General features: G+C 62.9%; 26 protein-coding genes and 1 pseudogene. 6 read left to right on the top strand and 21 right to left on the bottom strand.

Going from position 1 to position 26,949, the window contains the following annotated elements:
- Nucleotides 1-10: 10 nt before the first annotated feature.
- The 4 genes from M2427_RS12925 to M2427_RS12910 form a co-directional block, all read right to left on the bottom strand.
- Nucleotides 11-667: a pilus assembly protein gene (locus tag M2427_RS12925; RefSeq protein ID WP_280706689.1), complete on the bottom strand. Its 657-nt coding sequence runs from the start codon at nucleotides 665-667 to the stop codon at nucleotides 11-13.
- A complete protein-coding gene (locus tag M2427_RS12920) occupies nucleotides 667-1,227 on the bottom strand; it encodes a pilus assembly protein (protein ID WP_280706687.1) in 561 nt (186 codons plus the stop codon). The genes M2427_RS12925 and M2427_RS12920 overlap by 1 nt, the downstream gene beginning before the upstream one ends.
- A 10-nt stretch (nucleotides 1,228-1,237) precedes the next feature.
- Complete coding sequence (locus tag M2427_RS12915) at nucleotides 1,238-2,662, bottom strand: pilus assembly protein TadG-related protein (RefSeq protein WP_280706686.1); 1,425 nt, start codon at nucleotides 2,660-2,662, stop codon at nucleotides 1,238-1,240.
- Between the two features lie 322 nt (nucleotides 2,663-2,984).
- Nucleotides 2,985-3,509, bottom strand: coding sequence for a hypothetical protein (locus M2427_RS12910; RefSeq protein WP_280706685.1), 525 nt, complete (start codon nucleotides 3,507-3,509; stop codon nucleotides 2,985-2,987).
- A gap of 171 nt (nucleotides 3,510-3,680) precedes the next feature.
- On the opposite strand from M2427_RS12910, the gene M2427_RS12905 reads away from it, so the two are divergent.
- The gene (locus M2427_RS12905) at nucleotides 3,681-5,156 is read left to right on the top strand and encodes an FAD-binding oxidoreductase (RefSeq protein WP_280706684.1); all 1,476 of its coding nucleotides are present in this window, start codon (nucleotides 3,681-3,683) and stop codon (nucleotides 5,154-5,156) included.
- A 197-nt stretch (nucleotides 5,157-5,353) separates the two neighbouring features.
- On the opposite strand, the gene M2427_RS12900 is transcribed toward M2427_RS12905, so the two are convergent.
- The gene (locus tag M2427_RS12900) at nucleotides 5,354-6,913 is read right to left on the bottom strand and encodes a carboxyl transferase domain-containing protein (RefSeq protein ID WP_280706682.1); all 1,560 of its coding nucleotides are present in this window, start codon (nucleotides 6,911-6,913) and stop codon (nucleotides 5,354-5,356) included.
- Complete coding sequence (locus tag M2427_RS12895) at nucleotides 6,843-7,817, bottom strand: helix-turn-helix domain-containing protein (protein WP_280706680.1); 975 nt, start codon at nucleotides 7,815-7,817, stop codon at nucleotides 6,843-6,845. Before M2427_RS12895 ends, M2427_RS12900 begins: the two co-directional genes overlap by 71 nt.
- Nucleotides 7,818-7,912: 95 nt before the next feature.
- On the opposite strand from M2427_RS12895, the pseudogene M2427_RS12890 reads away from it, so the two are divergent.
- Nucleotides 7,913-8,133: pseudogene (locus tag M2427_RS12890) on the top strand (biotin/lipoyl-containing protein).
- A 149-nt stretch (nucleotides 8,134-8,282) separates the two neighbouring features.
- The gene (glsA, locus tag M2427_RS12885) at nucleotides 8,283-10,130 is read left to right on the top strand and encodes a glutaminase A (protein WP_280706679.1); all 1,848 of its coding nucleotides are present in this window, start codon (nucleotides 8,283-8,285) and stop codon (nucleotides 10,128-10,130) included.
- Nucleotides 10,131-10,134: 4 nt separating this feature from the next.
- Here the strand turns inward: glsA and M2427_RS12880 are convergent, their stop codons facing one another.
- On the bottom strand, nucleotides 10,135-10,437 hold the full coding sequence (locus M2427_RS12880; protein WP_280706678.1) for a nucleoside triphosphate pyrophosphohydrolase family protein: 303 nt from the start codon (nucleotides 10,435-10,437) through the stop codon (nucleotides 10,135-10,137).
- A 26-nt stretch (nucleotides 10,438-10,463) separates the two neighbouring features.
- Complete coding sequence (locus M2427_RS12875; RefSeq protein WP_280706677.1) at nucleotides 10,464-10,991, bottom strand: carboxymuconolactone decarboxylase family protein; 528 nt, start codon at nucleotides 10,989-10,991, stop codon at nucleotides 10,464-10,466.
- 26 nt (nucleotides 10,992-11,017) lie between these two features.
- On the opposite strand from M2427_RS12875, the gene M2427_RS12870 reads away from it, so the two are divergent.
- Nucleotides 11,018-11,155 (top strand): hypothetical protein, encoded by a 138-nt coding sequence (locus M2427_RS12870; RefSeq protein WP_280706676.1) that lies wholly within the window; start codon nucleotides 11,018-11,020, stop codon nucleotides 11,153-11,155.
- Nucleotides 11,156-11,471: 316 nt separating this feature from the next.
- On the opposite strand, the gene M2427_RS12865 is transcribed toward M2427_RS12870, so the two are convergent.
- The 13 genes from M2427_RS12865 to ugpC all read right to left on the bottom strand — a co-directional run bounded on the left by M2427_RS12865 (nucleotide 11,472) and on the right by ugpC (nucleotide 23,568).
- Nucleotides 11,472-11,831: an OB-fold domain-containing protein gene (locus M2427_RS12865; RefSeq protein WP_280706675.1), complete on the bottom strand. Its 360-nt coding sequence runs from the start codon at nucleotides 11,829-11,831 to the stop codon at nucleotides 11,472-11,474.
- Nucleotides 11,828-12,964 carry a thiolase family protein gene (locus M2427_RS12860; RefSeq protein WP_280706674.1) on the bottom strand — a complete coding sequence of 379 codons (1,137 nt, stop codon included), beginning with the start codon at nucleotides 12,962-12,964 and terminating at the stop codon, nucleotides 11,828-11,830. Before M2427_RS12860 ends, M2427_RS12865 begins: the two co-directional genes overlap by 4 nt.
- Nucleotides 12,965-12,988: 24 nt before the next feature.
- The gene (locus tag M2427_RS12855; RefSeq protein WP_280706672.1) at nucleotides 12,989-14,188 is read right to left on the bottom strand and encodes a CoA transferase; all 1,200 of its coding nucleotides are present in this window, start codon (nucleotides 14,186-14,188) and stop codon (nucleotides 12,989-12,991) included.
- Between the two features lie 116 nt (nucleotides 14,189-14,304).
- Complete coding sequence (locus M2427_RS12850) at nucleotides 14,305-14,511, bottom strand: hypothetical protein (protein ID WP_280706671.1); 207 nt, start codon at nucleotides 14,509-14,511, stop codon at nucleotides 14,305-14,307.
- A gap of 117 nt (nucleotides 14,512-14,628) precedes the next feature.
- Nucleotides 14,629-15,798 carry an acetyl-CoA acetyltransferase gene (locus M2427_RS12845; protein WP_280706669.1) on the bottom strand — a complete coding sequence of 390 codons (1,170 nt, stop codon included), beginning with the start codon at nucleotides 15,796-15,798 and terminating at the stop codon, nucleotides 14,629-14,631.
- 61 nt (nucleotides 15,799-15,859) lie between these two features.
- Nucleotides 15,860-16,510, bottom strand: coding sequence for a bifunctional 4-hydroxy-2-oxoglutarate aldolase/2-dehydro-3-deoxy-phosphogluconate aldolase (gene eda / locus M2427_RS12840; protein WP_280706668.1), 651 nt, complete (start codon nucleotides 16,508-16,510; stop codon nucleotides 15,860-15,862).
- 86 nt (nucleotides 16,511-16,596) lie between these two features.
- Nucleotides 16,597-17,061 (bottom strand): barstar family protein, encoded by a 465-nt coding sequence (locus M2427_RS12835; RefSeq protein ID WP_280706667.1) that lies wholly within the window; start codon nucleotides 17,059-17,061, stop codon nucleotides 16,597-16,599.
- Between the two features lie 83 nt (nucleotides 17,062-17,144).
- Nucleotides 17,145-18,110, bottom strand: a complete 966-nt coding sequence (locus M2427_RS12830; protein ID WP_280706666.1) for a sugar kinase — start codon at nucleotides 18,108-18,110, stop codon at nucleotides 17,145-17,147.
- Between the two features lie 30 nt (nucleotides 18,111-18,140).
- Nucleotides 18,141-19,127: a D-erythronate dehydrogenase gene (denD, locus tag M2427_RS12825; RefSeq protein ID WP_280706665.1), complete on the bottom strand. Its 987-nt coding sequence runs from the start codon at nucleotides 19,125-19,127 to the stop codon at nucleotides 18,141-18,143.
- 75 nt (nucleotides 19,128-19,202) lie between these two features.
- Nucleotides 19,203-20,129, bottom strand: coding sequence for a carbohydrate ABC transporter permease (locus M2427_RS12820; protein ID WP_280706663.1), 927 nt, complete (start codon nucleotides 20,127-20,129; stop codon nucleotides 19,203-19,205).
- Nucleotides 20,122-21,078: a sugar ABC transporter permease gene (locus M2427_RS12815; protein ID WP_280706662.1), complete on the bottom strand. Its 957-nt coding sequence runs from the start codon at nucleotides 21,076-21,078 to the stop codon at nucleotides 20,122-20,124. Before M2427_RS12815 ends, M2427_RS12820 begins: the two co-directional genes overlap by 8 nt.
- Before the next feature lie 61 nt (nucleotides 21,079-21,139).
- A complete protein-coding gene (locus M2427_RS12810; RefSeq protein ID WP_280706661.1) occupies nucleotides 21,140-22,459 on the bottom strand; it encodes an ABC transporter substrate-binding protein in 1,320 nt (439 codons plus the stop codon).
- Between the two features lie 41 nt (nucleotides 22,460-22,500).
- On the bottom strand, nucleotides 22,501-23,568 hold the full coding sequence (gene ugpC / locus M2427_RS12805) for a sn-glycerol-3-phosphate ABC transporter ATP-binding protein UgpC (protein ID WP_280706659.1): 1,068 nt from the start codon (nucleotides 23,566-23,568) through the stop codon (nucleotides 22,501-22,503).
- Between the two features lie 205 nt (nucleotides 23,569-23,773).
- Between ugpC and M2427_RS12800 the strand changes: the two genes are divergently transcribed.
- Nucleotides 23,774-24,871 (top strand): LacI family DNA-binding transcriptional regulator, encoded by a 1,098-nt coding sequence (locus M2427_RS12800; RefSeq protein WP_280706658.1) that lies wholly within the window; start codon nucleotides 23,774-23,776, stop codon nucleotides 24,869-24,871.
- Nucleotides 24,872-24,998: 127 nt separating this feature from the next.
- Nucleotides 24,999-26,828 (top strand): IlvD/Edd family dehydratase, encoded by a 1,830-nt coding sequence (locus M2427_RS12795; RefSeq protein WP_280706657.1) that lies wholly within the window; start codon nucleotides 24,999-25,001, stop codon nucleotides 26,826-26,828.
- The last annotated feature ends 121 nt before the right edge of the window (nucleotides 26,829-26,949 follow it).

The raw sequence follows: 26,949 nt of genomic DNA, 5'->3' as shown, positions 1-26,949 counted from the left end.
CCCAACGGCCCTAGCAACTCTTCTGTTGCAGGTGCTGGATGCAGGTGCAGGTCGTCGTTGCCGGATATTTCACATCGTAGTACGGAAAGCTCGAATTGGCCGGGCCGTTGGTCGAGCAACGCGGGAACAGGTAGTAGCTGTCGGACAGCGTCACGGTCCCGCTGATCGTGTAGCCGAGGTTCGGCGTATAGGCGTAGGACACCTCGCTCAGGATCAGCGAAATGTTGGCGTTGTTAGTGCTCGAACCGGCGGTGTAGGACGACAGGGTCATCGTCTGCCCGACCGGCCGTGCGCCGGTCGAGCTGGTCGACTTGCTCCATTGAACCGTCGCCTTGCCGCTGCTGTCGGTGGAGACTTCGGAGACGGTGATCGTGATCAGGGAATTGCCGTTGGTATCCGTAACGGCGTAAGGCGCCATGATCGCCGTCGACGCCTGAAGGATGCCGGCCATCTGGGACGACGTCACCTGCGTGTTCTGCGAGATCATGTCCGCGACGCTGTGCGCCGTCGCAGTCACCTTGACGTTCGTGGCCAGCCCGTTGCCGAGCTCGACGCCACCGACATAGAGCACCAGCATGAACGGAACCACGATGGCGAACTCGGTCGCCGCCACGCCGCGGTCGTCGGTCCACAGGCGCCGTGCGCGAAACGACAGGCCGGCAATCATCAGCTAGCTCCTGGCTCGTTCTGGAACGCGGCGGATGACATGATCAGCCGGTTGCCGTTGGAAAGATTGGAGAGGTTGAAACCGAGCGGCCCGAGCATGACGGGCCAGACATACATCACCCGGAGCACGACGATGTCGCCGGCATTGCCCGGGTTGAATTGCCAGGTATTCGTGATGTTCCCGTTGCTGTCGAACGTTAGCGTGGGCATCGCCGTATTCGTGGACGACCAAGCATTAGCGACCTGCATGTCGACCATCAAGCCGTTGCAAGTGAACAGGATAACCACCTGATTGCAGACGGCCTGCTTGAATGTCGCCGCCGTCATCTGCTGCGACTGGACCTGCCCGGTCATGACCAGGCGCGCCGATTGACGCACAACGGATTCAAGCAGCTCCTGGGCGAAGAACACCAGAAAAGTCTGGATCAGCGCAATGATGAGGGCGAGGAACGGCGCGCCGACGAGTGCGAATTCGACGGCCGTGGCGCCTTTGCTGTCTTTGACGAAGGCGGCGCAGCGATGGCGGCGTCTTGTCCTCGATGCGGCGTTCAGTCCGAACATCGTGCTTTCCTTACTGAACGAGGCTGGCCGTGCTGGACGCGACCTTGATGAAGAGGTTCGTCAGCGCCGTGGAAATGTCGCCACCGTTCTGCACGTCGGCGAACAGGCCGGGCGAGGCACAGGATTGCAGCCGCGTTGCGATCGTGCCGGTGGAGGACGAGGGATTGTTGAACTGCGAGATGCGGCTCTGATACCAGGAATCCGCCAATTGCAGATACTCGGTGTAGAGGATCGCGATGCGAATGCCGCGGTTCTTGATGGTCGTGCAGACCGTCGTGTCGAGCGGCTGCTGACAGCGCAAGGTCGTGCTGTTCGCCGTCGGGAGCGCATAGGTGGCATTGGGGTCACAGCTGCCTCCCGTCTTCGGGATAAGCTTGTCGTCGACGCCGTCAGTGACGAGAAAGATCACCTCTTGCGGCGTATCGCCCTGCTGATTGGTGCCGGTGCCGGGCGCAGGCATCAGGTTGTTGACGCCCGTCAGCCCGCCCGAGATATCCGTGCCGAAGTCGGTGGTATAGGTGCAGGCGCCCTTGCTGTCGACAACGGGGCAGTTCTGGTGGTCGACTGTCAGGAGCGAAATGTTGGAGATCTTGGTGCCGGCGGTGCTCGGGGTCGTCAGCGTCTGGATCGTATTCAGATTGTAGTCGAAGGTGTAGATCGCCGCCTTGTAGGTCGTGTTGTTGATCGCCGACATGCACTGCATGACGCCGCCCGTCGTGCCTGACTGCGGGCAGTTCCAGGGACCGACGAGCAACTGCGTGACGGCATTCTGCACGAGATCGATGCGCAGCGTGATGTTGTTGGCACGCGCGACTGTCAGATTGTCCTTGTTCGAAGAGCTTGGAGCCTTGTTGTTGGGATTCGCCTCATGGCAGGCAAAGGCGCAATTCGCCGCATAGGAAGGCTGGTTCTTCGTCGCGGCGATCATGTTGGTGATGTCAGTCTGCGTCGCTGCGAGCGCCATCGACGGAGAATCGTCCAGCAATAGATAGAAATTCATATTGGGCGCACTGGAAGCCTTCGCGGTCGCCGAGCCAGAGATCTGCCAGGTGTCCTTGCCGAGCACGCCGGGGAAATTGTTGATTGACTGAGCGGTGTACGCAACGGTGATGGTCCGCGAGAGCCCGGAGTCGGTGACATTGATCGTGGGCGTCGGGACCGTCGATAGACCGGGAAGGTTTGCCTTGGCCGCAAACACGGCCGCCGCGGTCGCCTGGACGATGCTGTCGTCGGTTTGCGTCAGCATCGCCGGCCTGACCGCCGCGATGGCCGCCGCGTCGGCGGCGGCGTTCAACTGTTCCTGCTTGCGCAGAGCCAGCGTGTAGTCGAGCGCCATGCCCAGCAGGAAGATGATGGGGACCAGCATGAGCGCGAAGATGATGGCGACGTTGGCCTTCCGATCTCTCGCGAAACGATGCACTATGCGGCGGAGCATGAACCTTGATCCTGATTACCGTCGCTGCGGTAAGACACTTCCCTGGATTCGCGCGGATGAACGTGACGGGCCGACTTCATCGTCGGTCACTTTCGCTCGTCAGCGGACGGAACTATGGGTTTGGGCTCGTTACTCAAAACTTACGGAAATTCATAAACACAGCCCGCATTGGATTGCGCTGTGTCAGATTGAGACCGCATCATTAATGGCGACTAAATGCGATCACCGGGATTCCGGCATCGCTGGTATGGGAAAACTGACGTCGGCGTCCACCGACTGCGCGCTCGGCATCAAGATGTGCCCGCAAGACGACGCATCAAGACTACTGCGTATCCTTGTTCAATTCGATCGCGACCTCCGACATCCAGGATCCCGGCGCTTCCATCAGGAATGACTGATGACTGGCCCTGGTCTGGATCGTCACCAGCGCAGCGACGGTGTTTCCCTCAATGCGCGCCTCGATCAGGCCGTCTTTGTTCGTGCCATAAACCTTGCCGCCTTGCCGGTATTCGTGCTCGAACCAGTTGCCCGAAAGCTCGGTGCCGTTCTGATCGATATTCGCAGACAGCACCATTTTGTACGCATCGCTTGCGCAGCGCAGGTCGAGGCTTACGGAACGACCGGGCTTGGTGATGTTGTACGCCACCTTGCAGCGAACCTTCTCACGCGGACCGTCCGATGGCTTCATGGTGCCGCTGCCCGACCATGTGCCGCCCAGACTGTCGAACACCGGCTCCCCGCGCGCCGGATTGACGCCTGCCAGCATCAGGCAGGCCGCGCCTGCAGCCAACAATATCGCCGAGGAATTCGGTCGCATCTGCGAATCCTGATCGTTGAGGTCCTGCAACCTCCTAGGCCGCGACGGGCGCAAGATGTTGGCGAAGATGTTGAAAGATGTTGCGGGAAATTGTCCCGGCGTTGCCGATATTGCCGTTAGACTTCACGGCCCAAACGTGGACAATGGGACTCAAGCGCTTCGCGCGCGCAGTGCACACCAAGATGCGCCAGAGGAAACGATATGCCGACCGCCTTCCCCTCGCCCGTTCCCACCATTCCGACCGTTCCCTTGACCGCCCAGCTCCGCGACGCATTGCGCGCGATCGTCGGTGAGAAGGGTTTCATCGAAGACGCGCACGGCATGCAGCCGTTCGTGACGGACTGGCGCGGTGTTCTGTCCGGCAGCGCCGGCGCCGTCATACGACCCGGCAGCACCGAAGAAGTCTCCGATGTCGTCCGGCTTTGCAATGCGCACGGCGTCGCAATCGTGCCCCAGGGCGGCAACACCGGCCTGATGGGCGGCGCCACGCCTTGGCCTGATCATACCGGCATCGTGCTGTCGCTCGGCCGGATGAATCGCGTGCTCGACGTCGATCCCGTCGGCTATGCCATGACGGTCGAGGCCGGCTGTGTGCTGCAGACGCTGCAGGAGACCGCAGCTGGTCACGACCGGTTCCTGCCGCTCAGCCTCGGTGCCCAGGGCTCCTGCATGATCGGCGGCAATCTCTCCACCAACGCCGGCGGCGTACAGGTGCTGCGCTATGGCAATGCGCGCAATCTGGTGATGGGGCTCGAGGTGGTGCTGCCCAATGGCGATATCTGGAATGGGTTGCGCGCACTGAAGAAGGACAACACCGGCTACGACCTCAAGCATCTCTTCATGGGCGCCGAGGGAACGCTCGGCATCATCACCAAAGCCGTCCTCAAGTTGTGGCCGGCGCCCAAGGACGTCAGCACGGCGTGGCTGGCGGTGCGCGATCCCCGCGCAGCGTTGGAGATCCTCTCCGAAGCGCATGCGGCATCGGAGGACAATGTCGGCTCCTGCGAGCTCTTGAGCCGCGCAGCCGTCGACCTCGTGATGCGCCACATTCCCGGCGTGCAGGATCCGCTCAAGGCGGATACGCCGTGGTACCTGCTGCTGGAATGGTCGTCCTCACGCCCACGGCAGGAGGGCGCCGATGGCATGTCCGAAAAGCTGGAGGCGTTTCTCGCCGACCAGCTCGAGGCCGGCCGCGTACTGGATGCCACGATCGCACAAACCGTCAGTCAATCGCGCAACATGTGGCGCATCCGCGAAGCCATGGCGGAGGCGTCGCGCGCCGAGGGACCGGGGATCAGCTACGACATCTCGGTCGCGATCTCCAAAATCCCCGAATTCATCGACAAGGGGCTCACGGCCACGCTCAAGATTCTCCCGAGCATTCGTCCCTATCCGCTGGGACACATCGGCGATGGCAATCTGCATTTCTCGTTCATGGGGCCTGATGGCATGGATCAGCAGACGCTGAACCAATACGCCGCCGCCATCACGCGCGCCGTGAACGATCTCGTCACGTCCATGGGCGGCTCGATCTCGGCGGAGCATGGCATCGGCATCGAAAAGCTCGACGAGCTCAGCCACTACCGCTCGAAGACCGAGCTCGACATCATGCGTACCATCAAGCGCGCGCTCGATCCGCAGAACATCATGAATCCGGGCAAGGTGCTGCGGGTGTGAGGGAGCGCAATGATGGGGTTGAAAACGCGCGCCTCACTCGCGTTGCGTGCCCCGGACGCAATGCAGCGCGCCGCGCTTGCGGCGTGAAGCGTTGCAGAGCCGGGGCCCATCCCTCGGCAATCCAGCTTGTGGCTTGCTGGGTCCCGGCTCTGCGCGACAACGCTTGCGCGTTGCCGCTTGTCCGGGACACGAGAGCCTCACGGCCTGATCGAGAAATTCTCCGGCGGTCCCGCTTTCCGCAGCGGCTCGGCGAGGCGTGCGAACTCGCAGAGCAGCGAGCGCGTCTTCCTGGGATCGATGATCTCCTCGACCCAGAATTTTTCGGCCGAGCGGAACGGCGAGCGCAGCTTGTTGAGCCGCTCCTCGATCTCCTTCAGCTTGGCCGCCTTGTCCTCGGCCGCATCGATGTCGGCGCGATAGGCGGCTTCGATGCCGCCTTCAAGCGGCAGCGAGCCCCAATAGGCCGACGGCCAGGCATAGCGGATCGAGAAGCGATCGGCGGGCTGATGGACGACACCCGCAACACCAAACGCATTGCGCAGGATCACGGTGCACCAGGGCACGGTGGTCTGGTTCACCGCGGCCATGGCGCGGACGCCGTGGCGGATGGTCGCCGCCTTCTCGGCATCGAGGCCGATCATGAAGCCGGGGCAGTCCATCAGATAGACGATCGGCAGATGGAAGGTCTCGGCGAAGTCGACCCAGCGCACCACCTTCTGGCAGGCATCCGCCGTCCAGGAGCCGCCATAGTGAAAGCTGTCGCTGGCAAGCACCATCACCGCCCTGCCCTCGAGCCGCGCGAGACCGACGATGAGGGGCTTACCGAAATTGCTGGCGACCTCGAAGAACGAGCCCTTGTCGACGACCTGCTCAATGATCGGCCTGACCTTGTAGACCTGCTTGCGGTTGCGCGGCACCGCCTTCATCAGCGCTTCTTCCGCGCGCTCCGGATTGTCGATGCAAGGCAGGGTCGGCGGCAGCTCGTAGACCGACGACGGCAGATAGGACAGGAAACGCCGCGCGCAGGCAAAGGCCTCCTCCTCCGTGTCGACGGCATGATCGACCGCACCGGCCTTGGTCTGGATGTCGGCGCCGCCGAGCTCCTCTTTCGAAAGATTCTGGCCTAGCGCCTTCACCACCGGCGGCCCCGCGACGAACATCGCGGACTTCCGCGTCATGATGGAATAGTGGCTGGCGGCAAGACGCGCGGCACCCAAGCCCGCAACCGAGCCGAGGCCGAGCGCGACAACAGGCACGCGCGACAAATTCTCCGTTGTGAAGCGATACCAGCGGGTGCCGCCGATGCCGCCCGGCAAATTTGCTGCGCCCTTGGTCTCGATGGTCTTGACCGAGCCGCCGCCGCCGGAGCCTTCGATGATGCGGACGATGGGCAGACGGAAGTCGTGCGCCATCTCCTCCGCCATCAACGGCTTTGCCGAAATCGACGCATCGGCGGAGCCGCCGCGCACCGTGAAATCGTCACCGACCACGACTACGGTACGGCCGTCGACCTTGGCGCGGCCGAACACGCAGTTCGCCGGCGTCACGGTCTTCAGCTCGCCCCTGGGATCGTACTCACCGATGCCGGTGACGGCACCGATCTCGTGGAAGCTATTCTTGTCGATCAGTCTGTCGATGCGTTCCCGAACAGTCAGCCGGCCCTGATCATGCTGTCGCTTGACCTTGTCAACGCCGCCCATCTCCCGCGCGAAGGCTTCGCGCCGGGCGAGCTCGTCGAGTTCCGGCTTCCAGTTCATTCACTCCCTCCGAACTCATCGGCTTGTTATTGTTATGCACTGATATTGCGACCGGTTTGCGCGAGATGCGGTTGGCGAACGCGTCGCCTTCGGCGCCTTCCATCAGGCTGCCGAGCGAACGGCCGAGCGCGACCATCACCGGCGCGACTTCGGCATGCAGGCGCTGCTCGTCATACATCGCCGAGAGAAGGCCGATCGTGACGACGACGAAGGTCTGGTATTGCGGCGACCAGATCGGTACCGCGAGGCCATTGATGTGCGGGCTCCACAAGCCACAGGCCGTGACGTAGCCGCGCTCGCGCAGCGACTGCCTGTTGGCCTCAATGCGAGGCTTGAGGATCTTGGCGGCCTCGGGAGCCTCGCGCTCCATCTCGGCAATGTAGGCATCACCGACTTCGGGCGACAGCGCCGCGGTGTAGGCCGCGCCCGCGGCGGTCGAGGCCATCGAGATGCGGCTGCCCGTGCCCTCGTGAAGGCCGAGTGCGGCCGCCGAGCGCGCGAACTGCAGATAGACCAGATGGAAGCGATCCGGCACGACGAAGCCGACGGTGCCCGGAAGCTGCTCGGCCACTTCCTGCAATCGCTGCCGGATCATGCTGCGCAGCTGCGCGCCCTTCATCATCGAGGCGCTCATCGCCACCGCGCTCGGGCCGATGCGATATTTCTGGTCGCGTGGCAGATAGACCAGCTGGCCCATGCGCGTAAGCGTGTGCGTGAGACGCGACACGGTTGAGCGCGGCAGGCCGCAGCGATTTGAAATCTCGAGATTGCCGAGCCGGGCCTCATGGCCCTCGAAGCATCGCAACACGTCGAACGCGCGCGACACCACCTGGATCACGTCACCTTCACCGGCATCGCCAGCGAGTGCACCTTGCCTGCTTAACCGCTCCGAACGTCGTCCCATGTTCCCTACCGTTTGTTCCGCTGTGCGGAATTAAATTCCACATTGTGAACGACGCTACCTCAGGCATTCCGCGACGACAACAAAAAGGCGATGGCATGCCAGAAATTAAGATCGCACTGATGTCGCGGGCCGCATCTGCGCAACTCCCGTGCAAGTTGGAGGAACACTCGTCGATGGCGATGACGTTGTGGTCGTCGAAGCCATGAAGATGGAGATACCGGTGCCCTCGCCTGCGTCAGGCACCTTGAAATCACTGCTCGTAGAGATCGACGACCTCGTCGCCGAAGATCAGGCAATCGCGATCGTCGCAAGCTGAGCGCGCAGCCCTGCGGCTTTTCATCCGCGACATCATGAAACAGACAACACTGCAATGCCACGCGGCGTCTTGCGTCCGGACGCCACGACAGCGCGTCATCACGCGCCCGACGGTTGCGTGTATGCTTAATGCGTTGCACAAGGGAGGCGATGATAGCGCAACCGCCACATGCCTCCGCCTGGACCCGCTCGAAGCCGCCGCTGCTGCGGTTTCTCGACACATGCCTTAATGAGTTCTCCGCGGAGACTTCAGGCCATGTCGCGGATTACATTCCCGAATTGAGCAAAGCCGATCCTGCCTATTTTGGCATCAGCCTCGCCACGCTCGACGGTCATGTCTACGAAGTGGGCGACAGCCGCGTGCCCTTCACCATCCAGTCGATGTCAAAGCCGTTCGTGTTCGCGCTGGCACTCGACCTGCTCGGCGCGAGCAAGGTGGAGAGCGCGATCGGCGTCGAGCCTTCAGGTGATCCCTTTAACTCGATCCGGCTCAATGCGGAGAACCATCCATTCAACCCGATGGTGAATGCCGGCGCGATCGCGTGCACCGGGCTGATCCATGCCAGCAAGGGCGAAGGGGCGTTCGAGCAGATCAGGCTTGCGCTCAGCCGCTTTGCCGGGCGCGACCTTACTGTCGATGAGGCCGTCTACACCTCGGAGAGCCAGACCGGCGATCGCAATCGCGCGATCGGCTATCTGCTCAAGACCAATGCGGTGATCTCGGACAATGTGGCCGGCGTGCTCGACGTTTATTTCCGGCAATGCGCGGTGCTCGTCACCGCGCGCGACATCGCGGTGATGGCGGCGACGCTCGCCAATCGCGGCGTCAATCCGGTCACCGGCGAGCAGGTGCTGACGCCGTATGCGATCTCGCGCACGCTCTCGGTGATGACGTCGTCAGGCATGTACGACTATGCCGGCGAATGGATCTACCGCATCGGCATTCCCGCCAAGAGCGGCGTCGGCGGCGGCATCCTGGCCGCGCTTCCCGCCCGTCTCGGGCTCGGCAGCTATTCGCCGAAGCTCGACAAGCACGGCAACAGCGTGCGCGGCATCAAGGTCTGCGAGGCACTGTCCTCGCATTACGATTTGCACATGCTCAACCGCAGCGACGACGCCCGCAACGCCGTCATCGCCGACTACGACATCGGCAAGAGCCCCTCTCGCCGTGTCCGCCGTCAGCAGGAGCGCGACATCCTCGCCGCGCACGAGCAGGACGTACGGATCATCGAGCTGGTCGGCACGCTGTCGCTTTCGGCGGTCGACTATGTCTCGCGGCGGCTGGCCGAACGGCCGCGGCCGCAATTCGTGATCTTCGACCTGCACCGCGTCACCTCCACCACCCGTGCCGGCGCGCGGCTGATCGCCGAGGCCTTCGAGGACCTCGCCGCGCTGAACGTGACCGTCGTGCTCTCCGGCGTCAGGCGCGCGTCCAAGGAATGGAACACGCTACGCGAATGGACCGCGGAACTGAAGAACGTCCGCGATTTCTATCTGCTCGACACAGCGATCGAATGGGCGGAAGACCAGATCGTCTACCGCTATGGCGGCGCGATCGATTTTCACGAGACCACGGAACTGTCCGAGCAGCCCCTGCTCGACGGCCTCAGCATGGAAGAGCTGACGGATCTCGCCTCGATCTGCACTGTTAGGACCTATCAGTCCGGCGCCAAGATCCTCACCACCGGCGATCCCGCCGATGCGCTGTTCTTCCTGCGCAGCGGCGCGGTGCATGTCACCCTGCCTGACGGCGTCAGGCTGGCAACGCTCACCGCCGGCATGGCCTTTGGCGAGATGGCCCTGATCGAGACAACCCGCTCGGCCGACGTGTTCGCGGACATGGCTGCGACAGCGTTCGAGGTGCCACTGAAGGATTTCGAGCGCTTCCGCAAGCAGCACCCGCGCGCCTCCGAGCGTATCATGCGCAATCTGGCGCTGCTGCTAGCCGATCGCCTGATCGTCGCCAACACCAAGGTCGATATCCTGACGTCGACGTGAGCGGCTATCGGCTTGCCGCTTCGCTGATCCGCCGCTTGATCTTGGCAGCACTGGCTTGCAGCAATTCTGATGGCTGCTGGCCGGTCGCGGCGCACAGGCAGGCCCAATAGTAGATGACGTCGCCGAGCTCCTCGACGAGACCCGCCTTGTCGAGCCAGTCGTCGCGGAGCAGCTTCTTGATGTGTTCGGCGACCTCGCCGGCTTCACCGGCAAGGCCAAGCCCCAGGTAGGACAGCCGCTCGTTCGAGGGATGCGCATCGACTTTCGCAATGGTCGCAGCCCAGGCCGCATATTCATCGATCGTCATGACATCCCTCGCGAGCCTGGCCTGGATCAGCCCACCACTTCGGTGACGGGCTGGAGATCAATCTCGAATGTCTCGAGGAATTTCGAGGTCATGATGTAGAAGCCGACCGAGAGCTGCAGCTCGACCAATGCTGCCGGCGTCAGCTTCGCGGCGATCGCCTTGAAGATCGCATCCGTCGGCTTCTTCAGCTTGACGATCTCGTCGGTGAAGGCGAGCGCGGCCCGCTGGCTCTCGTCGAAGCAACTCGCTGCCTGCCAGTTCTCCAGAGCCTCGTTCTGCTCATCCGTGACGCCGACATTCTTGCCGATGCGCTTGTGCGCGATGATCTCGTACGGCGCCTCGCACAGAATGCCGGTGCGTGTGATCGCAAGCTCGCGCACGACAGGATCGAGTTCGCCCTTGTGGCGGATCGCGCCGCCGAGCCGGCAGTACTGCTCAAAATAGCTCGGCGAATGCGACATCATGCGGAAGATGTTGGCGTTGCGGTTCTTGTCGAGGATTTCGCGGGTGCGGTCGGACGCGTTGATCGGATCGCTGTAGGGGATGCGGGCCATAAGGGAATTTTTTCCTTGAGCTTTTGATGCTTGTTGTCGTTGTCGGAGCAAGTTCCAAAAAACTGTATTCGCGCGGCGACGCAGGAGCAACAACATCGAGTCAAAATGCCGCCGCATTGCTGATCGACCTTGGCACAGTCGATATTCGCCGCGTGGGGACTTGATCGCGGCGAATACTCGAAGTGGGGTGTTCCGAGTAAAACAATTGGCCGTCGGTGTGTGAGTAGCGCACAACGATGAGTCACGCCCAAGTCTAGGGAGAAAACGGCATGAAGGAAGCCACCAAGGGGGCGGCCTCGGAATCGCTCGCGCATGTGCTGGCGGTGATGGCAATGCTCGTCATCGCCAGCATCCTGTTCTACGCGCGTTAGTTTGAGTTTTGCAGTTTTCGTCATTCCGGGGTGGCTCTCGCACAGGCCAGGCCCAGAATACCCGTTCCAGGCTCGGTCCTTCGGACCGCCCCCGAATGACGGAATCCCCTTAAGTCTCCTTCGTGAAGAACGGCACGAGCTTACCGGCAAACGGCTTGAAGCTCGCAGTGACCGAATCGCCGATGGCCAGATCATTCTCGCCATGCGCCATCATCCGAAAACCCTCGGCACAATCGACCAGCAGGATGTTGTAGGGCACGTGCGCGCGGGTCTCGGGCGTGGCGGCGCGGCAGACCAGCGAGGTCGCGTAGACCCTGCCCTTGCCGCTGGCACGCTGCTCGCGGGGATCGGCGGCTCCGCAGGCCGCGCAGAAGGCACGATGAAAATACTGCACATGGCCACATGAGGCGCAGGTCTGAAAGGTGATCGCCTGCTCGCCCTTGGTCCAGTCTGCGAGACGCTCGCTCATCGCACCTGCTCCAGAAACATGCTGACATGGGACGACAGCACGCCGCCGTCGCCATGCAGCAACGCGATGGACGCGTCGCGCACCTGACGGGTAGCCGCCCGTCCCGTCATCTGCAAATGCGTTTCGACCAGATGCGCCATGGCGCCGCCAACGCCGCAATGGCCATAGCTGAGCAGGCCGCCATGGGTGTTGAGCGGCATCGCGCCGCCGCGGCTGAAATGGCCGGAGCGCACGCGGGCCGCCGCCTCGCCGCGGCCGGCAAGGCCGAGATCTTCCAGCAGCATCGCGAGCGTGATGGTGAAGCTGTCGTAGATCGCGGCGTAGCGCACGTCGGAGATCGCAAGGCCTGTGGCCTCCTTGGCGCGCGCGATGGAGATTTCGGCGCCAAGTTCGCTCAAGGCTGGCGCGGCGGTGACATGCTGATGCGTATGCGCCTGGGCGCAGCCACGGATGCGCACGCCGGCCTCCCCGGTCCGCTCGCGGCTGATGACGAAGGCGGCGCCGCCGTCGGACACCGGACAGCAGTCGAGCAGTTTTAGCGGCATCGCCACCGGCTTCGAGGCCATGACGTCGGTGACCGTGATGGGATCGTGGAATTGCGCGCCTGGATGAGTGCAGGCGTGAGCGCGCATCAGCACCGCGAATTCGGCGAGGTCCCTTTCGGTCACGCCGTATTCGTGCATGTAGCGCGTGGCGACCAGGCCGTAATAGGCGGGAATGGTCGGCCCGAGCGGCACCTCGTAGTCGGGGTGACCGACCTGGGCCAGCGCCTGGATCGAGGCGTCGCGGCTCTGCCCGGTGAGGCGGTTCTCACCGGCAACCACGAGCACATTGCGGCAGACACCTGACACAACGAGGTGATGCGCGAGCATGGTCATTGCAAGGCCCGTGGCGCCGCCGACTTGCACGGCATGGGCGTAGGACGGACGAATGCCGAAATGTTCGGCGAACACGGTCGCCAGCATGATGTGCGGCGAGACGGTGGAATAGCCGCAGAGGATGCCGTCGATCTCGGCGCGCTTCAGCCCGGCATCGTCGAGTGCGGCTTGCGCGGCCTTGCTCATCAGGTCGAGCGAGGACGAGCCTTCGTGCTTGCCGAAAGGCGTAAGGCCAACGCCGGTGATGAAGCTCATGACCTCTCCTCCTCGCCATTCCCCCTACTCCGGCGCCGATCGCGTGACGCCGTCACGGACCATGGCCGCGATCTCGTCGGGGGAGTAGCCGATCTCGCCCAGAATCTCCGCACCATGCTCGTTGAGCCGCGGCGCCAGGCGCACCGATTCGGCTTCGGTGTCCGACCAGGTCGCCGTTACCTTCATGCTGCGGATCGGCCCCTCGGTGGGGTGGTTCACGACGGGGAAGAAGCCGGTCGCCTCGAGGTGCTCATCATGCAGGATCGAGGCGAGGTCGTGCATCGGCATCACAGGCACATCGGCTTTGGTGAGCAGCTCGATCCACTCGGCCGTGGTGCGCGTTTCGAAGATTCGCGCGAGCTCGGCATAGACGACGTCGATATTCGCGGCGCGACCGGCGAAGGTTGCGAACTTGGGATCGGCGCGCAGGTCATCGCGGCCCGTCGCCTTGAAGAAATTCTCCCACTGCTTGTCGTTGTAGACGATGACGCTGAGATAGCCGTCCGAAGTCTTGTAGGGCCGGCGATCGCGCGAGAGGTGGCGGGCATAGCCGCCTTTGTCGAGCGGAGGCTCGTAGGTGAGCCCGCCCATGTGGTCGCCCATGACGAAGCCGGCCATGGTTTCGAACATCGGGATGTCGACGCGCTGGCCGCGCCCGGTGCGATCGCGATGGACGAGGCTGGCGCAGATCGCGCCGACCGCCGTGAGGCCTACGATGCGGTCGACCAGCGCGTTCGGCACATAGCGGGGCACGCCGTCGCCGGTCTGCGCCATCAATGCGGGGAGCGCGGTGGCGCCCTGGATGAGGTCATCATAGGCGGGCTTTGCGGCATAGGGCCCGTCCTGGCCGAAGCCGAACACGCCGGCATAGACGAGGCGCGGATTGATCGCGGAGACGACGTCATAGCCGAGTTGCAGCCGCGCCATCGCCTGCGGACGGACGTTGTAGACGAGGACGTCGGCGTCCTTCAGCAACCGCAGCACGGCTTCGCGCCCCGCCGGCTTCTTCAGGTCGAGGCAGATCGAGCGCTTGCTCCGGTTGGTGTTGAGGAAGACCGGGCCCATGCCGGTATGACGCATCGGGCCGATCAGGCGGGTAACATCGCCATCGAGCGATTCCACCTTGATCACGTCGGCGCCGTAGTCGCCGAGCATCTGGGTCGCATAGGGCCCCATCAGCACGGTGGTCATATCGACGACCTTGATGCCCTTCAGCGGCCCCATTCATTCGCTCCCGATTGCGCAGGCTCAAGGCGTCCTGCGATTTCGGTTCAGCTAAGGGCAGCAATGCCGCGTGCGCAAGGCCGGCCAGGGTATGGCCGCATGCGTCGCGCGGCCTGCTATTTCTTCTGACGGGATTCGCGGATTTTCATGAGGCGATCGAGCTCGTCGTTCTGCTGGTTGATGCGGTCGGCGATGCGCGACTCGCTCTGCTCGCCTGAAGCAGCGGCAGCCTGCTCGATCAGCTGGCGAATATTATCCTCGAGGATCGCGATACGATCGTTGAGGGCTTCGATAGAGAGTGAATCTTCGTAGTCATTGCTCATGATGCATTCCCTGCAAATCAATCAGAAGCATTAAGGCCAGCCGGAACCGGCCCACCATGATCTAACGCAAGGAAAAGGTGGGCCCGCATTTTCGCGCCTTTGCCCACCCGACAACACCTATTTCAATCGTTCGAGAACAGAGACGTAGTTGGCCACCGCAGCGCCGCCCATGTTGAAGATGCCGCCGAGCTTTGCGTTCTTGAGCTGCATGCCCTCGGGCGCCTGGCCGGCGAGCTGCATCGCGGTCATCACATGCATCGACACCCCGGTGGCGCCGATCGGGTGGCCCTTGGCCTTCAGGCCGCCGGACGGATTGACCGGCAGCTTGCCGTCCTTGAGCGTCCAGCCTTCCTTGATTGCGCGGGCACCCTGCCCCTTCGGCGTCAGGCCCATCGCTTCGTACTCGATCAACTCGGCGACGGTGAAGCAGTCATGGGTCTCGACGAAGGAGAGATCGGAGAGCGTCACGCCCGCCTGCTCCAGCGCGCGCTGCCAGGCGACCGTGCAGCCCTCGAACTGGAGGATGTCGCGCTTGGACATCGGCAGGAAGTCCTGAGCATGCGCGGTGGCGCGGAAGCCGATCGACTTGCTCATGCCCTTGGCGGTCTCGGCGTCGGCCAGCACCAGCGCAGCCGCCCCGTCGGAGACGAGCGAGCAGTCGGTGCGCTTCAGGGGACCAGCGACGTAAGGGTTCTTCTCGCTCTCGGCGCGGCAGAAGTCGAAGCCAAAATCCTTGCGCATCTGGGCGAAGGGATTGGCGACGCCGTTCTTGTGGTTCTTGGCCGCGATCAGCGCCAGCGCGTCGGACTGGTCGCCGTATTTCTGGAAGTAGGAGCTGGCGATCTTGCCGAACACGCCGGCAAAGCCGCCGACCGTATCGCCGTCCTCAGGCAGGTAGGACGCCTTGAGCAGGTTTTTGCCGATCTCAGGACCGGGCGTACGGGTCATCTGCTCGACGCCGACGACCAGCACGACCTTGGCCGCGCCTGCGGCGATCGCACGCAGGCCCTGGTGGACAGCCGCGGAGCCGGTTGCGCAGGCGTTCTCGACGCGGGTCGCCGGCTTGAAGCGCAGCTTCGGGTCGGCCTGGAGTACCAGCGAGGCGGTAAAATCCTGCGCCGAGAAGCCGGCGTTGAAATGGCCGAGCACGATCTCGTCGACATCGGAGGCCGAAATGCCGGCATCGGCCATCGCTTCATTGGCGACGCGGATGACGAGGCTTTCGACGGTTTCGGTGTCGAACTTGCCGAACGGCGTATGCGCCCATCCGACGATGCTGGCGGTCATGGTCTCTTCTCCCTAGGGGTCTTTTACCTGACCTAAATCTTAGCCTAGGGATGGCAAGACTTCACGCAGGTTTAAGGGCCTGGAGGGTGCGCTGGCAGATGGCAGTTATGCCGGCCCAGTTCCCGGCCTTGATCTCCGCCGTCGGGCACAGCCAGGAACCGCCGACCGCAACCACATTGGGCTCGGCGAGCCAGGTGGCGGCATTGGCCTCGCCGACCCCTCCGGTCGGGCAGAACCGCACGTTCGGGAACGGCCCGCCCAGCGAGCGCAGACCCTTGATGCCGCCGGCCTGCTCGGCCGGGAAGAACTTTGCGACATCAAAGCCGTGGGACAATGCCATCATCAGCTCGGACGCCGTGGCGATGCCCGGGGCAAAGGGCAAGGAGCTGTAGGCCGCGGCCTTGAGGAGATCGGGGGTCAGGCCGGGGCTGATGCCGAAGGCGACGCCGAGCTTCTCGACCCGGGTAAAGTCGGCCGGATTGAGAATCGTGCCGATGCCGACGACCGCGTCGGGGACCTCGGCCATGATCGCCCGCGCCGCCTCGATTGCAATCGGGGTGCGCAGGGTCACCTCCAGCGTGCGGACGCCGCCGGCCACCAGCGCCTGCGCCAGCGGCACGGCATCCTGGATCCGCTCGATGGTGAGGACGGGAATGACGGTCGCGGCCTTGAACAGCGCGACGAGATGGTTCTGTTGGGCAGACGTGGGCATAGGGCCTCAATTCTTAGCTAGGGCGTAGCGCAAGCCAGCCAAACCGGCAATGGTTCAACGGCTCTTCAGTTTCAACTCTCAAAAGGCTAAGCCGCCGCAGTCGCAGCGAAAAACGACTTTCTATTGGCATCATCAAGCGTTGCTCCATTGACGACAACGCAAAACAGGCTCTTGGCGAACTCGGCATTTTGCCTTGATCTGTTGTATTCGTCGATGCCGGCCGCCAACGCCCTACCAAGGGCCGCCATTTCAACCGGCTCATCCGCCAAAAACTCAGAAAATCCTGAAATCATCAGAACGAAGCTCGAGGCATTGAGCCAATCCAAATCTCCGAGGCATTCAGCAAGAGCGGCATAGTTCTCACCGAAATAGTATGGAAACTGGCACGCCGCCGACAATTCGTTGAACACGCCGTCCAACGTCCTCATCTTTTGGCCTCGAACAAACCGCACCGCCGCGGCTGGTTCGTCAATCGCCCGCTTCCAGCCATAATTGCAGAAGTCTGAGTCGCTCATTTCGACCACAGTGAGTGCTTCCTTGTATCTCACCATGGCTTACCCCGAGCATTGCCGACTACTTTGAGAAGACGCGAGGACGACGAGCACCTGCAACGCACCCGCCAGTTGCAAAACGTCTATTTGGCTTGGCGCGATGCCGCAGCCCGGTGCCGCTTCTTCGGCGGCATGGCATAGCCCGGAATGATGGCGCCGGGATAGCAGATCACCAGACTGGCGAGGCGATGCCCTGCCTGGGCGGCCTCGACCGGATCGGAACCGCCGAGCCGGGCCGCGATATAGGCGGCCGCAAAGCTATCGCCGGCCGCCGTGGTGTCAACGACCGGTTTTGTCATCGGTTCGGCGCGGACCTCGCTCGACCCGCCGGGAAAGCGCAGCAGGCTGACGGGCTCGGCAAGGCGGAACACCAGTTCAGGCGTCGGGATGCGCGCCATCAGTTGCTCAGGGCTTTCGCCCGGATAAAGCGCGAGCAGGTCCTCGGTCGAGGTCAGTACGATGTCGGCGGCCGCAAACGCTGTGGCAAACACTTCGCGGGCGACGTCGCGATCGGGCCAGCCGCGTGCGCGAAAATTGGTGTCAAATACGAAGCGGGTGCCGAGCAGGCGCGCGCGCTTGATCGCCGCGAACAGGCGGTCGCGCCCCGCTGCGTCGTAGATCGACAGCGTGATCGCTGAGAGATAGATGATATCGTAGCTCATCAGCGAGTTGAGCAGTTCGTCGGTCTCCGGCAGGCTCATCAGCTGCCGCGCCGCCGCGCTGTCGCGCCAGTGGAAGAACTGGCGCTCGCCCTTGGCATCAAGCTGGATCATGTAGAGGCCGGGCAGCTTGCCCGGCAGCCGCACGACGCGACGCGTGCCGACGCCCTCGGCATTCCAGGCTGCGATCATCTCCTCGCTCATGCCGTCGTCGCCGAGCGCCGTGAAATAGTCGACCTTGACCTCGAGCCGCGCCAGATACACCGCCGTGTTGAGGGTGTCGCCGCCGAAGCCGCGCGAGAACAAGCCACCGCCCTGCCCGGCAGACTGTCCGCCTTGAGCCTGCCGGAGCTCGACCATACATTCACCGATGCAAGCAACGCTCGCCATCGTCATATCCAGACTGTTCATCTCAAACGATCAGGCGACGAAATTGCCGCCCAGTTCGTCTTCGATGTGAATGCGGATGATGTCGTCAAACGTCTTTTCGGCTGTGGTGAAGCCGAGCTCGAGCGCCCGCTTGGCGTTGAAGTTGCGCGGCCAGCCACCGACGATGCCGACGATGAAGGGATCGGGCTCGCGCTTGATGCGGGCGGCAACCTTCTCGCCCGCAACGCGCTTCAAGGCCGCGATCTGCTCGCCGACCGTCGCCGACAGACCCGGCATCGTGAGATTGCGGCGCGGGCCGACCGTGGCGAGATCCATTGTGCCGGCGTGCAGCAGGAAGCCGACGGCGGAGCGCGGCGTGGCGTGCCAGTGGCGGACGTCCTCGGACACCGGGAGCACCGCTTCCTTGCCGGCGAGCGGCTCGCGCAGGATGTTGGAGAAGAAGCCCGATGCCGCCTTGTTGGGCAGGCCCGGCCGGATGCAGATGGTCGGCAGGCGGATGCCGATGCCGTCGAGGAAACCGCGGCGGGAATAGTCGGCCAGCAGCAATTCGCCGATCGCCTTCTGGGTGCCGTAGCTGAGCAGCGGGGTGTGGAAGAACTCGTCGCCGATGGCGTCCGGGAACGGGGCGCCGAACACCGCGATCGAGGACGTGAACACCACGCGCGGCTTGTAGCCGCCGCCGACGAGCCTGACAGCATCCAGCAGCATCCGCGTGCCGTCGAGATTGATGCGATAGCCCTTGTCGAAATCGAGCTCGGCTTCGCCGGAGACGATGGCGGCGAGATGGAAGATTACGTCGGGGCGGCCGGCGATCAGCTTTTCGGCCGCGCCCGGGACGGCGAAATCGCCCGAGACAGTCTCGACGGGGAAACCGGCCTTTTCCGGCTTCCTGGGCTCGACCACGTCATGCACGGTCAATTTGGTGATATCGCTCTTGCCGAGCCGGCCGTCGCGCAACAGCCGTTCACACAATTTGCGGCCGACCATGCCGGCAGCGCCCAGAACCAGGATGTGCAAGAACTTACTCCTTCTTATTGGCCGGAACGCGCCGCTCTTGAAACGTACTGTCGCGTTCTCAGGCGGGCTCCGCGATCATTCCTTCACGGCGCCGGTCATTGCCGACACATAATGCTCCACGAAGAAGGCGTAAAGGATAACCAGCGGCAGCGACCCCGCCAGCGCTCCCGCCATCAGCGAGCCCCAGCGGTAGATGTCGCCGTCCACGAACTCGTTGACGATCGCGACCGGCACCGTCTTGTTGCTGGTCGATTGCAGGAAGGTCAACGCGTAGATGAACTCGTTCCAGCACAGCGTGAAGCAGAAGATGAAGGCCGAGATCAGACCGGGGATCGCGAGCGGCAGCACGATCTTGATCAGGATCTGCCAGCGGCTCGCGCCATCGATCAATGCACACTCCTCGAGCTCGAACGGGATGGTCTTGAAATAGCCCATCAACAACCAGGTCGAAAATGGGATCAGGATGGTCGGATAAGTCAGGATCAATGCCATTGGCGTGTCGAACAGGCCATACTGGAACACGACTGTGGCGAGCGGGATGAAAAGGATCGACGGCGGCACCAGGTAGGCGAGGAAAATCAGCCCGCCAACCAGATTGGCCCCCTTGTAACGCAAACGCACGATGGCATAGGCCGCGAGCACCGACGCGATGATCGAGAGCACCGTGGCGCAGACTGCCACGTACATCGTGTTCCAGAGCCAGTGCGGATAGTAGCTCTCGAACAGAAGCTTGTAGAAATGCTTGAAGGTCGGATTCCAGGTCCAGAATGGGTTGTACCTGTCGAGATCGAGCAGTTGCTCGTCCGGTTTCACCGAGGTCAGCGCCATCCAGTAGAACGGAAACAGCAGGATCACGACGATGATCGTGAGCGGCAGGTACAGCGTCACGATCCGTCGCGGCACCGACTGCAGATAGCTCATGCCCTCGCTGTGATCGGCCGTCGGCGCCGAGCCCGACAGGACATTCTTGAGATCGATGGATCTGGTGGGCAGGTCAGTCATTGCTCTCTCCCTGCTGCCACTTGCGGCGCTGCAAGCCGAACCAGGAGATCATGATGGCCGCGAGCAAGAAGGGAATCATGGCGCTGGAGATCGCGGCGCCTTCGCCCAGCTGCCCGGCGATGATCGCGCGCTGGTAGGACAAGGTTGCCATCAGATGCGTGGCGTTGACCGGACCACCGCGCGTCATCGCCCAGATCAGCTGGAAGTCGGTGAAGGTGAACAGCACCGAGAAGGTCATGACGACCGCGATGATCGGGGTGAGAAGCGGATAGGTGATGTGGCGGAATCGCTGCCAGCTGGAGGCGCCATCGAGGGTTGCGGCTTCATAGAGCGACGGCGACACCGTCTGAAGGCCGGCGAGCAAGGTGATCGCCACGAACGGCACGCCGCGCCAAATGTTGGCGAAGATCACGCAAATGCGTGCCCAGGTCGTATCGCCGAGGAAATTGATGTTCTGGCTGATCAGACCGAGGTGTTTCAGCGACCACGAGATGATCGAGAACTGGGAGTCAAAGATCCACCAGAACGCCAGCGCCGAGAGCACCGTCGGCACGATGAAGGGGATCAGGACCATCGCGCGCAGAATCGCCTTGAACGGCATGTTCTCGTTCAAGAGCAGCGCGAGATAGAGCCCGATCGCGAATTTGATGGCACTGGCGACGGAGGTGTAGAGCAGCGTGTTGAACACCGCCAGCCAGAAGATGGAGTCGTCCCACAGCCACTCATAGTTCTCGGTGGCGATGAAATGCCCTACGCGTCCGATGCGGGTGTCGGTGAAGGACAGCCAGATGCCCAAGCCCAGCGGATACGCCAGGAAAAAGATCAGAAACGCCATGGCCGGCATCATGAACCAGAAGCCGAGCCAATTGCGGTTATGCTTAAGCTGATCCCAGGCGCTCGCTTCTCGGAACTGAGGCTTGGCCCGGGGAGCAACTGCGATATCAGCCATGCCCGACATCCCTGATCAGTGTGTTGACGAGCGGGCGGCCGAAACCGCCCGCTCCGTGACGTCAGCGATAGATGCGCTTCAACTGCCGTTCGGCTTCCGCCATCGCGCCCTTTAAGTCCTTCGAACCGGTGCAGTAGTTGGCGAACATGTCGACGACGATGAAGTCGGCGATCGCGGTCGCCGCCTTCTCTCCGACGGTGCCGATGCCGGACGCCGGCAGCGTACGTTTGGACGCCTGCGAGAACACCGCGTTCTTGGGATCCGCCGTCCAAACCGGCGCCGACTCATAGGCGTTCAGGGTCTGGGTCAGGTAACCCTGCGCGCCATCCAGCCACTTCTCGTAGTTCTCCTTCTCCAGCATGAAGGCAATGAAGGCCTTCGCCGCGTTCGGATATTTGGTGAAGTTGAAGGCGAGGATCGGCAGCGCGAGCTGCAATTCGGTCGGCTTGCCAACCGGGCCGACCGGCCACAAGGCGTGATAGGTGTCTTCGGTCAGCTCCTTCTTGGTCGGGTCCGTCTTCGCCGCGACATAGATCGAGATGCCATTGGCCGTGCAATAGAGCTCACCGGCAAGATAGGCCTTGTTGTTGGAAGAATCGTTCCAGGACGCGGTTCCCGGGATGAACGTTTCGGAGAGCGCCTTGCAATACTCCAGCGCCTTCGCAGTCTCGGGCGAATTGATGATGATCTTGTCGTTCTGGTCGACCGTGTAGGCACCGTGGCCCCACAGCACCCAGTGCAGCCAACCATTGGCGTCGCCGCTGGCGTGGCCGAGAGCGAAACCGGCAGGCGTGTTGTTCGCCTTGAGCGCCTTGCACATCTCGAGGAAGCCGGGGAAGTCCTTCGGGAACTCCTTGAAGCCCGCCTTGTCAGTCGCCGACTTGCGGTACGTCATGTAACCGCCGTTGGTCGCGACGGGAATGCCGAGCCAGTCGTCGCCGAGCTTGCAGGTCTTGGCGGCCGCATCCGTCCAGCCGCCATATTTCTTGCCGAGATAATCGGCGACATCATTCATCTTCAGCACTTTGGTGGGGAAGAGTTGCGGCAGCGTGTGCAGACCCCAGGCGAGATCGAGCCCGGAGCCGGTATTGGCCGCAACGGATGCCTTCGGCTGCACGTCCTCAAAGGACTCGCTGAAGACGTTCATTTCGGTGCCGGTCGCCGCCTTGAACGCCGCGACCATCGCGTTGAACGCATCGTCTTCCGCTGGCACGAAGCGCTTCCAGCGCATCACGGTCAGCTTGGCGCCCGGCTCGGCCTTCCATGGCGAGTCCGCCGCCCAGGCTTTCGCGAATTCGAACAGTGCAGGCCCAGTCAGTGCGCCGGTTGCAGCCAGCGCCGTTCCGCCTTGAAGCAATGCCCGGCGGGTAAAGTCTTGCATGTTGTCCTCCCAATGGCGTTTTTTATTTATTTAAGTCTGTCTTATGCGTTGAGCCGTTTCCCGGTCCCCTCGTCAAACAGGTGAACCACGTCGGGGTCGGGCTTCAGCTTGACCTTGTCGCCCGGATTGAACTGGTGACGCTCGCGGAAGACCGCCACGACCTGCTCGCCGCCGAGCTTCGCGAACACCTGGGTCTCCGAGCCGGTCGGCTCGACCACGACGATCTCGGCGTCGGCACCGTCGTCGGCAATCGTGAAATGCTCGGGACGGACGCCGTACACCACGGGCTTGCCGTCAGAGGCGGCCGGCGCGTTCTTGAGCGGCAGCTTGACCCCGTTCGGTCCCTCGAAGGTGGCAACGCCGTTGACGCGGATATGCCCCTTCAGGAAATTCATCGCCGGCGAGCCAATGAAGCCGGCGACGAACTGGTTTTCGGGCTTGTCGTAGAGCTCGAGCGGCGTGCCCATCTGCTCGACGATGCCGTCATGCATCACGACGATCTTGTCGGCCATGGTCATGGCCTCGATCTGGTCGTGGGTGACGTAGACGGTGGTGGTCTTGAGCCGCTGGTGCAGTTCCTTGATCTCGGTTCGCATGGCGACGCGCAGCTTGGCGTCGAGGTTCGACAAGGGCTCGTCGAACAGGAACACCTGCGGATCGCGCACGATGGCGCGGCCCATGGCAACGCGCTGGCGCTGGCCGCCGGAGAGCTGGCGCGGATAGCGATCGAGCAGCGGCGACAGCGCGAGGATTTCGGCGGCGCGCTTGACGCGCTTGTTGATTTCGTCCGAGCCCGCATTCCGCAGCTTCAGCGAGAAGCCCATGTTCTCGCCGACCGTCATGTGCGGATAGAGCGCGTAGTTCTGGAACACCATCGCAATGTCCCGCTCCTTGGGCTGGACATTGTTGACGACGCGGTCACCGATCGAGATCGTGCCTGATGTGATGTTTTCGAGGCCTGCGAGCATGCGCAGAAGCGTCGACTTGCCGCAGCCGGAGGGGCCTACCAGGACGACGAACTGGCCGTCCTCGATCGGGATCGACACGCCGTGCAGGACTTCAAAATTGCCGAACGATTTCCGCACGTCGCGGATTTGCACAGACGACATCTAGGCTCCCTCCTACGACTTAGACGACGCAACCGTGGCGCCGCCACCGTCTTGTTTTTTTGGACTTCGCCGACCCGAAGCCCTTCATAACAGGCGACATTGTCGGCAGTTTGTGCGGCTTTGGCAATTTGTCTTTGGTTAGTCGTTGCTGGTAGCGCTGTCAACGTTCCTTTGTTTGCGGGAGTGACTGTGTTAAGAGCAACAAATGGGTCGAAAGCGCACCAAGTCCGGCAAGATTCGGTTAGCGGAAGTCGCCGAGCTCGCCGGCGTCAGCCCGATTACGGCGTCCCGCTTCTTCCGCAATCCGGAGGCGCTGTCGGTTGCCAAGCGGACGCGGGTCGAGAGCGCGGCCCGGGAGCTCGGCTATGTGCCCAACCTTGCGGCACGCGCGCTGGCGTCGCAGCGCACCGAGGTGATCGGTGTCTTGATTCCGTCACTGACCAACAACGTGTTTTCCGACGTGCTGCGCGGCATCTATGACGCCTCCGAAGGCAGCCGTTACTCGATCCAATTGTCCAACACACGCTACAGCATTCTCCAGGAGGAGAAGCTGCTGCGTCTGTTTCTGGCGCAGAAGCCCGCGGGACTGATCGTCACAGGCATCGACCAGACGACGGAATCGCGCACGATGCTGGAGGCGGCCGATTGCCCGATCATGCAGATCATGGAGATCGGGCCCAATCCGATCGACATGATGATCGGCTTTTCCCATTATGATGCAGCGCGCGCGGCGATTGCGCATCTGTTCGACCAGGGCCACCGCAGGATCGGGTTCGTCGGCGCGCGCATGGACCCCAGGGTGCAGCGACGGCTCGACGGTTACGGCGCCGCCATGAAGGAAGCCGGCCTCCACGACCAAAGACTGATCGTGACGACGGCGACGCCGACCTCGGTCACGCTTGGCGGCGCGCTATTTGCCGATCTGCTCGCGCGCGAACCCGACATCGATGCGGTGTTCTGCGCCAATGACGATCTTGCGCTCGGCGTTCTCTTCGAATGCCGCCGCCGCGACATCGCGGTCCCTGACCAGATCGCGATCGTCGGCTTCAACGACCTCGAATTCATGGCCTCCGCGGTGCCGACGCTGACGAGCGTACGGACTAACCGTTACGAGATGGGCAGCACTGCTGCCGCGATGCTGATCGAGGCGATCGAGGGCAAGCGTCCCGAGCAGCCCGTGCTCGATCTCGGCTTCACGGTGATCGAACGGCAGAGTTCGCAGACGCAGCGTCAGGCGGCGAGCCCCCGTTCGCCGGAATGGGCGCCAGCCGTACAAAATGATAGCGTTACCAACGACCCGTGAGTAAGATTGCAACCATGAGGAAACGTTCGCCAGCAGGCGGGCCGTCATACCATGCTCGCGCTGCCGGGCAGCGCACCGATCGACATCCCAAACGTCGGCCCGTGCGTTTGCATTGAAGGAGAAACCAATGACAAAAATGCCAACCAATGGGCATGCGCCCGCCGGTAACGGCACCCGCCGCCATCTTCGCTCGCAGGATTGGTTCAACAACCCGCATAATCCGGGCATGACTGCGCTCTATCTGGAGCGCTATTTGAATTTCGGCCTCACCCGCGCCGAGCTGCAATCCGGCAAGCCGATCATCGGCATCGCCCAGACCGGCAACGATCTGTCCCCCTGCAACCGCCACCATATCGAGCTGGCCCACCGCGTCCGCGAAGGCATCCGCGAGGCCGGCGGCATCGCGATGGAATTCCCGACCCATCCGATCCAGGAAACCGGCAAGCGCCCGACCGCAGCACTCGACCGCAACCTCGCCTATCTCGGCCTGGTCGAGGTTCTCTACGGCTACCCGCTCGACGGCGTGGTGCTGACCACCGGCTGCGACAAGACCACGCCTGCCCTGATGATGGCGGCCGCGACCGTGAACCTGCCGGCGATCGTGCTGTCGGGGGGCCCGATGCTCAATGGCTGGCACAATGGCGAGCGCACTGGCTCGGGCACCATCGTCTGGAAGTCGCGCGAGCGGCTTGCCGCCGGCGAGATCGATTATGAAGAGTTCATGGAGATCGTGGCGTCCTCGGCGCCTTCGGTCGGCCATTGCAACACCATGGGCACGGCCTCGACCATGAACGGCCTTGCCGAAGCGCTCGGCTTCTCGCTGCCGGGCTGCGCGGCGATCCCCGCCCCCTACCGCGAGCGCGGCCAGATCGCCTATGAGACCGGAAAACGCGCCGTCGAGATGGTCTGGGAGGACCTCAAGCCCTCGGACATCCTGACCCGCAAGGCATTCGAGAACTGCATCGTCATCAACTCGGCGATCGGCGGCTCGACCAACGCGCCGATCCACATCAATGCGCTGGCCCGCCACATCGGCGTGGAGCTGTCGATCGAGGACTGGCAGAAATTCGGCCACGACGTGCCGCTGCTGGTCAACATGCAGCCCGCCGGCTTCTATCTCGGCGAGGAGTTCCACCGCGCCGGTGGTGTGCCGGCGGTGGTGCGCGAGTTGATGAAGCACAAGCGTATCCATGAGGACGCGGTCACCGTCAACGGCCGCGGCATCGGCGAGAACTGCAAGGATGCGCCCGCCCCCGACAACGACGTGATCCGGGCCTATGACAAGCCGCTGGTGAAGGACGCCGGCTTCCTGGTGTTGAAGGGCAATCTGTTCGATTCCGCAATCATGAAGACCAGCGTGATCTCGAAGGAGTTTCGCGATCGCTATTTGAGCAACCCCAAGGACCTGAACGCCTTCGAGGGTCGCGCCATCGTGTTCGAGGGTCCGGAGGATTATCACGGGCGGATCGACGATGCCTCGCTCGACATCGACGAGCACTGCGTGCTGTTCATCCGCGGCACCGGCCCGATCGGCTATCCCGGCGGTGCCGAGGTCGTGAACATGCAGCCGCCGGCGGCCCTGATCAAGCGCGGCATCCTGTCCCTGCCCTGCATCGGCGATGGCCGCCAGTCCGGCACCTCGGGCTCGCCGTCGATCCTCAATGCCTCGCCGGAAGCCGCCGCCAATGGCGGGCTTGCGATCCTCAGGAACGGCGACAAGGTCCGCATCGACCTCAACAAGGGCAGCGCCAACATCCTGATCTCGGACGAGGAACTGAAGAAGCGCCACGCCGAGCTCAAGGCCGCCGGCGGCTTCAAGCATCCGCCGAACCAGACGCCTTGGCAGGAGATCTATCGCAACACCGTCGGCCAGCAATCGACCGGCGCCTGCATGGAGCTCGCCACGCGCTACCAGAACATCGCCTCCGCATTTGGCGTGCCGCGGGATAATCACTGACGACTTCTGTCATTCCGGGGCGCGACGCAGTCGCGAGCCCGGAATCTATTCATCCACATACATCGCAGCACAATGGATTCCGGGCTCGCGCCAAGAGGCGCGCCCCGGAATGACCAATTCA

This window comes from Bradyrhizobium sp. BR13661, from assembly GCF_029892425.1.
In the GTDB taxonomy this organism is placed as follows: Bacteria; Pseudomonadota; Alphaproteobacteria; order Rhizobiales; family Xanthobacteraceae; genus Bradyrhizobium.
Note: the sequence above shows the minus strand (reverse complement) of the source record. Positions and strands in the feature narration are given on the sequence as shown.

Excerpts from the sequence above, each read along its gene's own strand:
- M2427_RS12925 (WP_280706689.1), bottom strand. The coding sequence starts at position 667 with ATGATTGCCGGCCTGTCGTTTCGCGCACGGCGCCTGTGGACCGACGAC.
- M2427_RS12920 (WP_280706687.1), bottom strand. The coding sequence starts at position 1,227 with ATGTTCGGACTGAACGCCGCATCGAGGACAAGACGCCGCCATCGCTGC.
- M2427_RS12915 (WP_280706686.1), bottom strand. The coding sequence starts at position 2,662 with ATGCTCCGCCGCATAGTGCATCGTTTCGCGAGAGATCGGAAGGCCAAC.
- M2427_RS12905 (WP_280706684.1), top strand. The coding sequence starts at position 3,681 with ATGCCGACCGCCTTCCCCTCGCCCGTTCCCACCATTCCGACCGTTCCC.
- M2427_RS12900 (WP_280706682.1), bottom strand. The coding sequence starts at position 6,913 with ATGAACTGGAAGCCGGAACTCGACGAGCTCGCCCGGCGCGAAGCCTTC.
- M2427_RS12895 (WP_280706680.1), bottom strand. The coding sequence starts at position 7,817 with ATGGGACGACGTTCGGAGCGGTTAAGCAGGCAAGGTGCACTCGCTGGC.
- glsA (WP_280706679.1), top strand. The coding sequence starts at position 8,283 with ATGATAGCGCAACCGCCACATGCCTCCGCCTGGACCCGCTCGAAGCCG.
- M2427_RS12880 (WP_280706678.1), bottom strand. The coding sequence starts at position 10,437 with ATGACGATCGATGAATATGCGGCCTGGGCTGCGACCATTGCGAAAGTC.
- M2427_RS12875 (WP_280706677.1), bottom strand. The coding sequence starts at position 10,991 with ATGGCCCGCATCCCCTACAGCGATCCGATCAACGCGTCCGACCGCACC.
- M2427_RS12870 (WP_280706676.1), top strand. The coding sequence starts at position 11,018 with ATGCTTGTTGTCGTTGTCGGAGCAAGTTCCAAAAAACTGTATTCGCGC.
- M2427_RS12865 (WP_280706675.1), bottom strand. The coding sequence starts at position 11,831 with ATGAGCGAGCGTCTCGCAGACTGGACCAAGGGCGAGCAGGCGATCACC.
- M2427_RS12860 (WP_280706674.1), bottom strand. The coding sequence starts at position 12,964 with ATGAGCTTCATCACCGGCGTTGGCCTTACGCCTTTCGGCAAGCACGAA.
- M2427_RS12855 (WP_280706672.1), bottom strand. The coding sequence starts at position 14,188 with ATGGGGCCGCTGAAGGGCATCAAGGTCGTCGATATGACCACCGTGCTG.
- M2427_RS12850 (WP_280706671.1), bottom strand. The coding sequence starts at position 14,511 with ATGAGCAATGACTACGAAGATTCACTCTCTATCGAAGCCCTCAACGAT.
- M2427_RS12845 (WP_280706669.1), bottom strand. The coding sequence starts at position 15,798 with ATGACCGCCAGCATCGTCGGATGGGCGCATACGCCGTTCGGCAAGTTC.
- eda (WP_280706668.1), bottom strand. The coding sequence starts at position 16,510 with ATGCCCACGTCTGCCCAACAGAACCATCTCGTCGCGCTGTTCAAGGCC.
- M2427_RS12835 (WP_280706667.1), bottom strand. The coding sequence starts at position 17,061 with ATGGTGAGATACAAGGAAGCACTCACTGTGGTCGAAATGAGCGACTCA.
- M2427_RS12830 (WP_280706666.1), bottom strand. The coding sequence starts at position 18,110 with ATGGCGAGCGTTGCTTGCATCGGTGAATGTATGGTCGAGCTCCGGCAG.
- M2427_RS12820 (WP_280706663.1), bottom strand. The coding sequence starts at position 20,129 with ATGACTGACCTGCCCACCAGATCCATCGATCTCAAGAATGTCCTGTCG.
- M2427_RS12815 (WP_280706662.1), bottom strand. The coding sequence starts at position 21,078 with ATGGCTGATATCGCAGTTGCTCCCCGGGCCAAGCCTCAGTTCCGAGAA.
- M2427_RS12810 (WP_280706661.1), bottom strand. The coding sequence starts at position 22,459 with ATGCAAGACTTTACCCGCCGGGCATTGCTTCAAGGCGGAACGGCGCTG.
- ugpC (WP_280706659.1), bottom strand. The coding sequence starts at position 23,568 with ATGTCGTCTGTGCAAATCCGCGACGTGCGGAAATCGTTCGGCAATTTT.
- M2427_RS12800 (WP_280706658.1), top strand. The coding sequence starts at position 23,774 with ATGGGTCGAAAGCGCACCAAGTCCGGCAAGATTCGGTTAGCGGAAGTC.
- M2427_RS12795 (WP_280706657.1), top strand. The coding sequence starts at position 24,999 with ATGACAAAAATGCCAACCAATGGGCATGCGCCCGCCGGTAACGGCACC.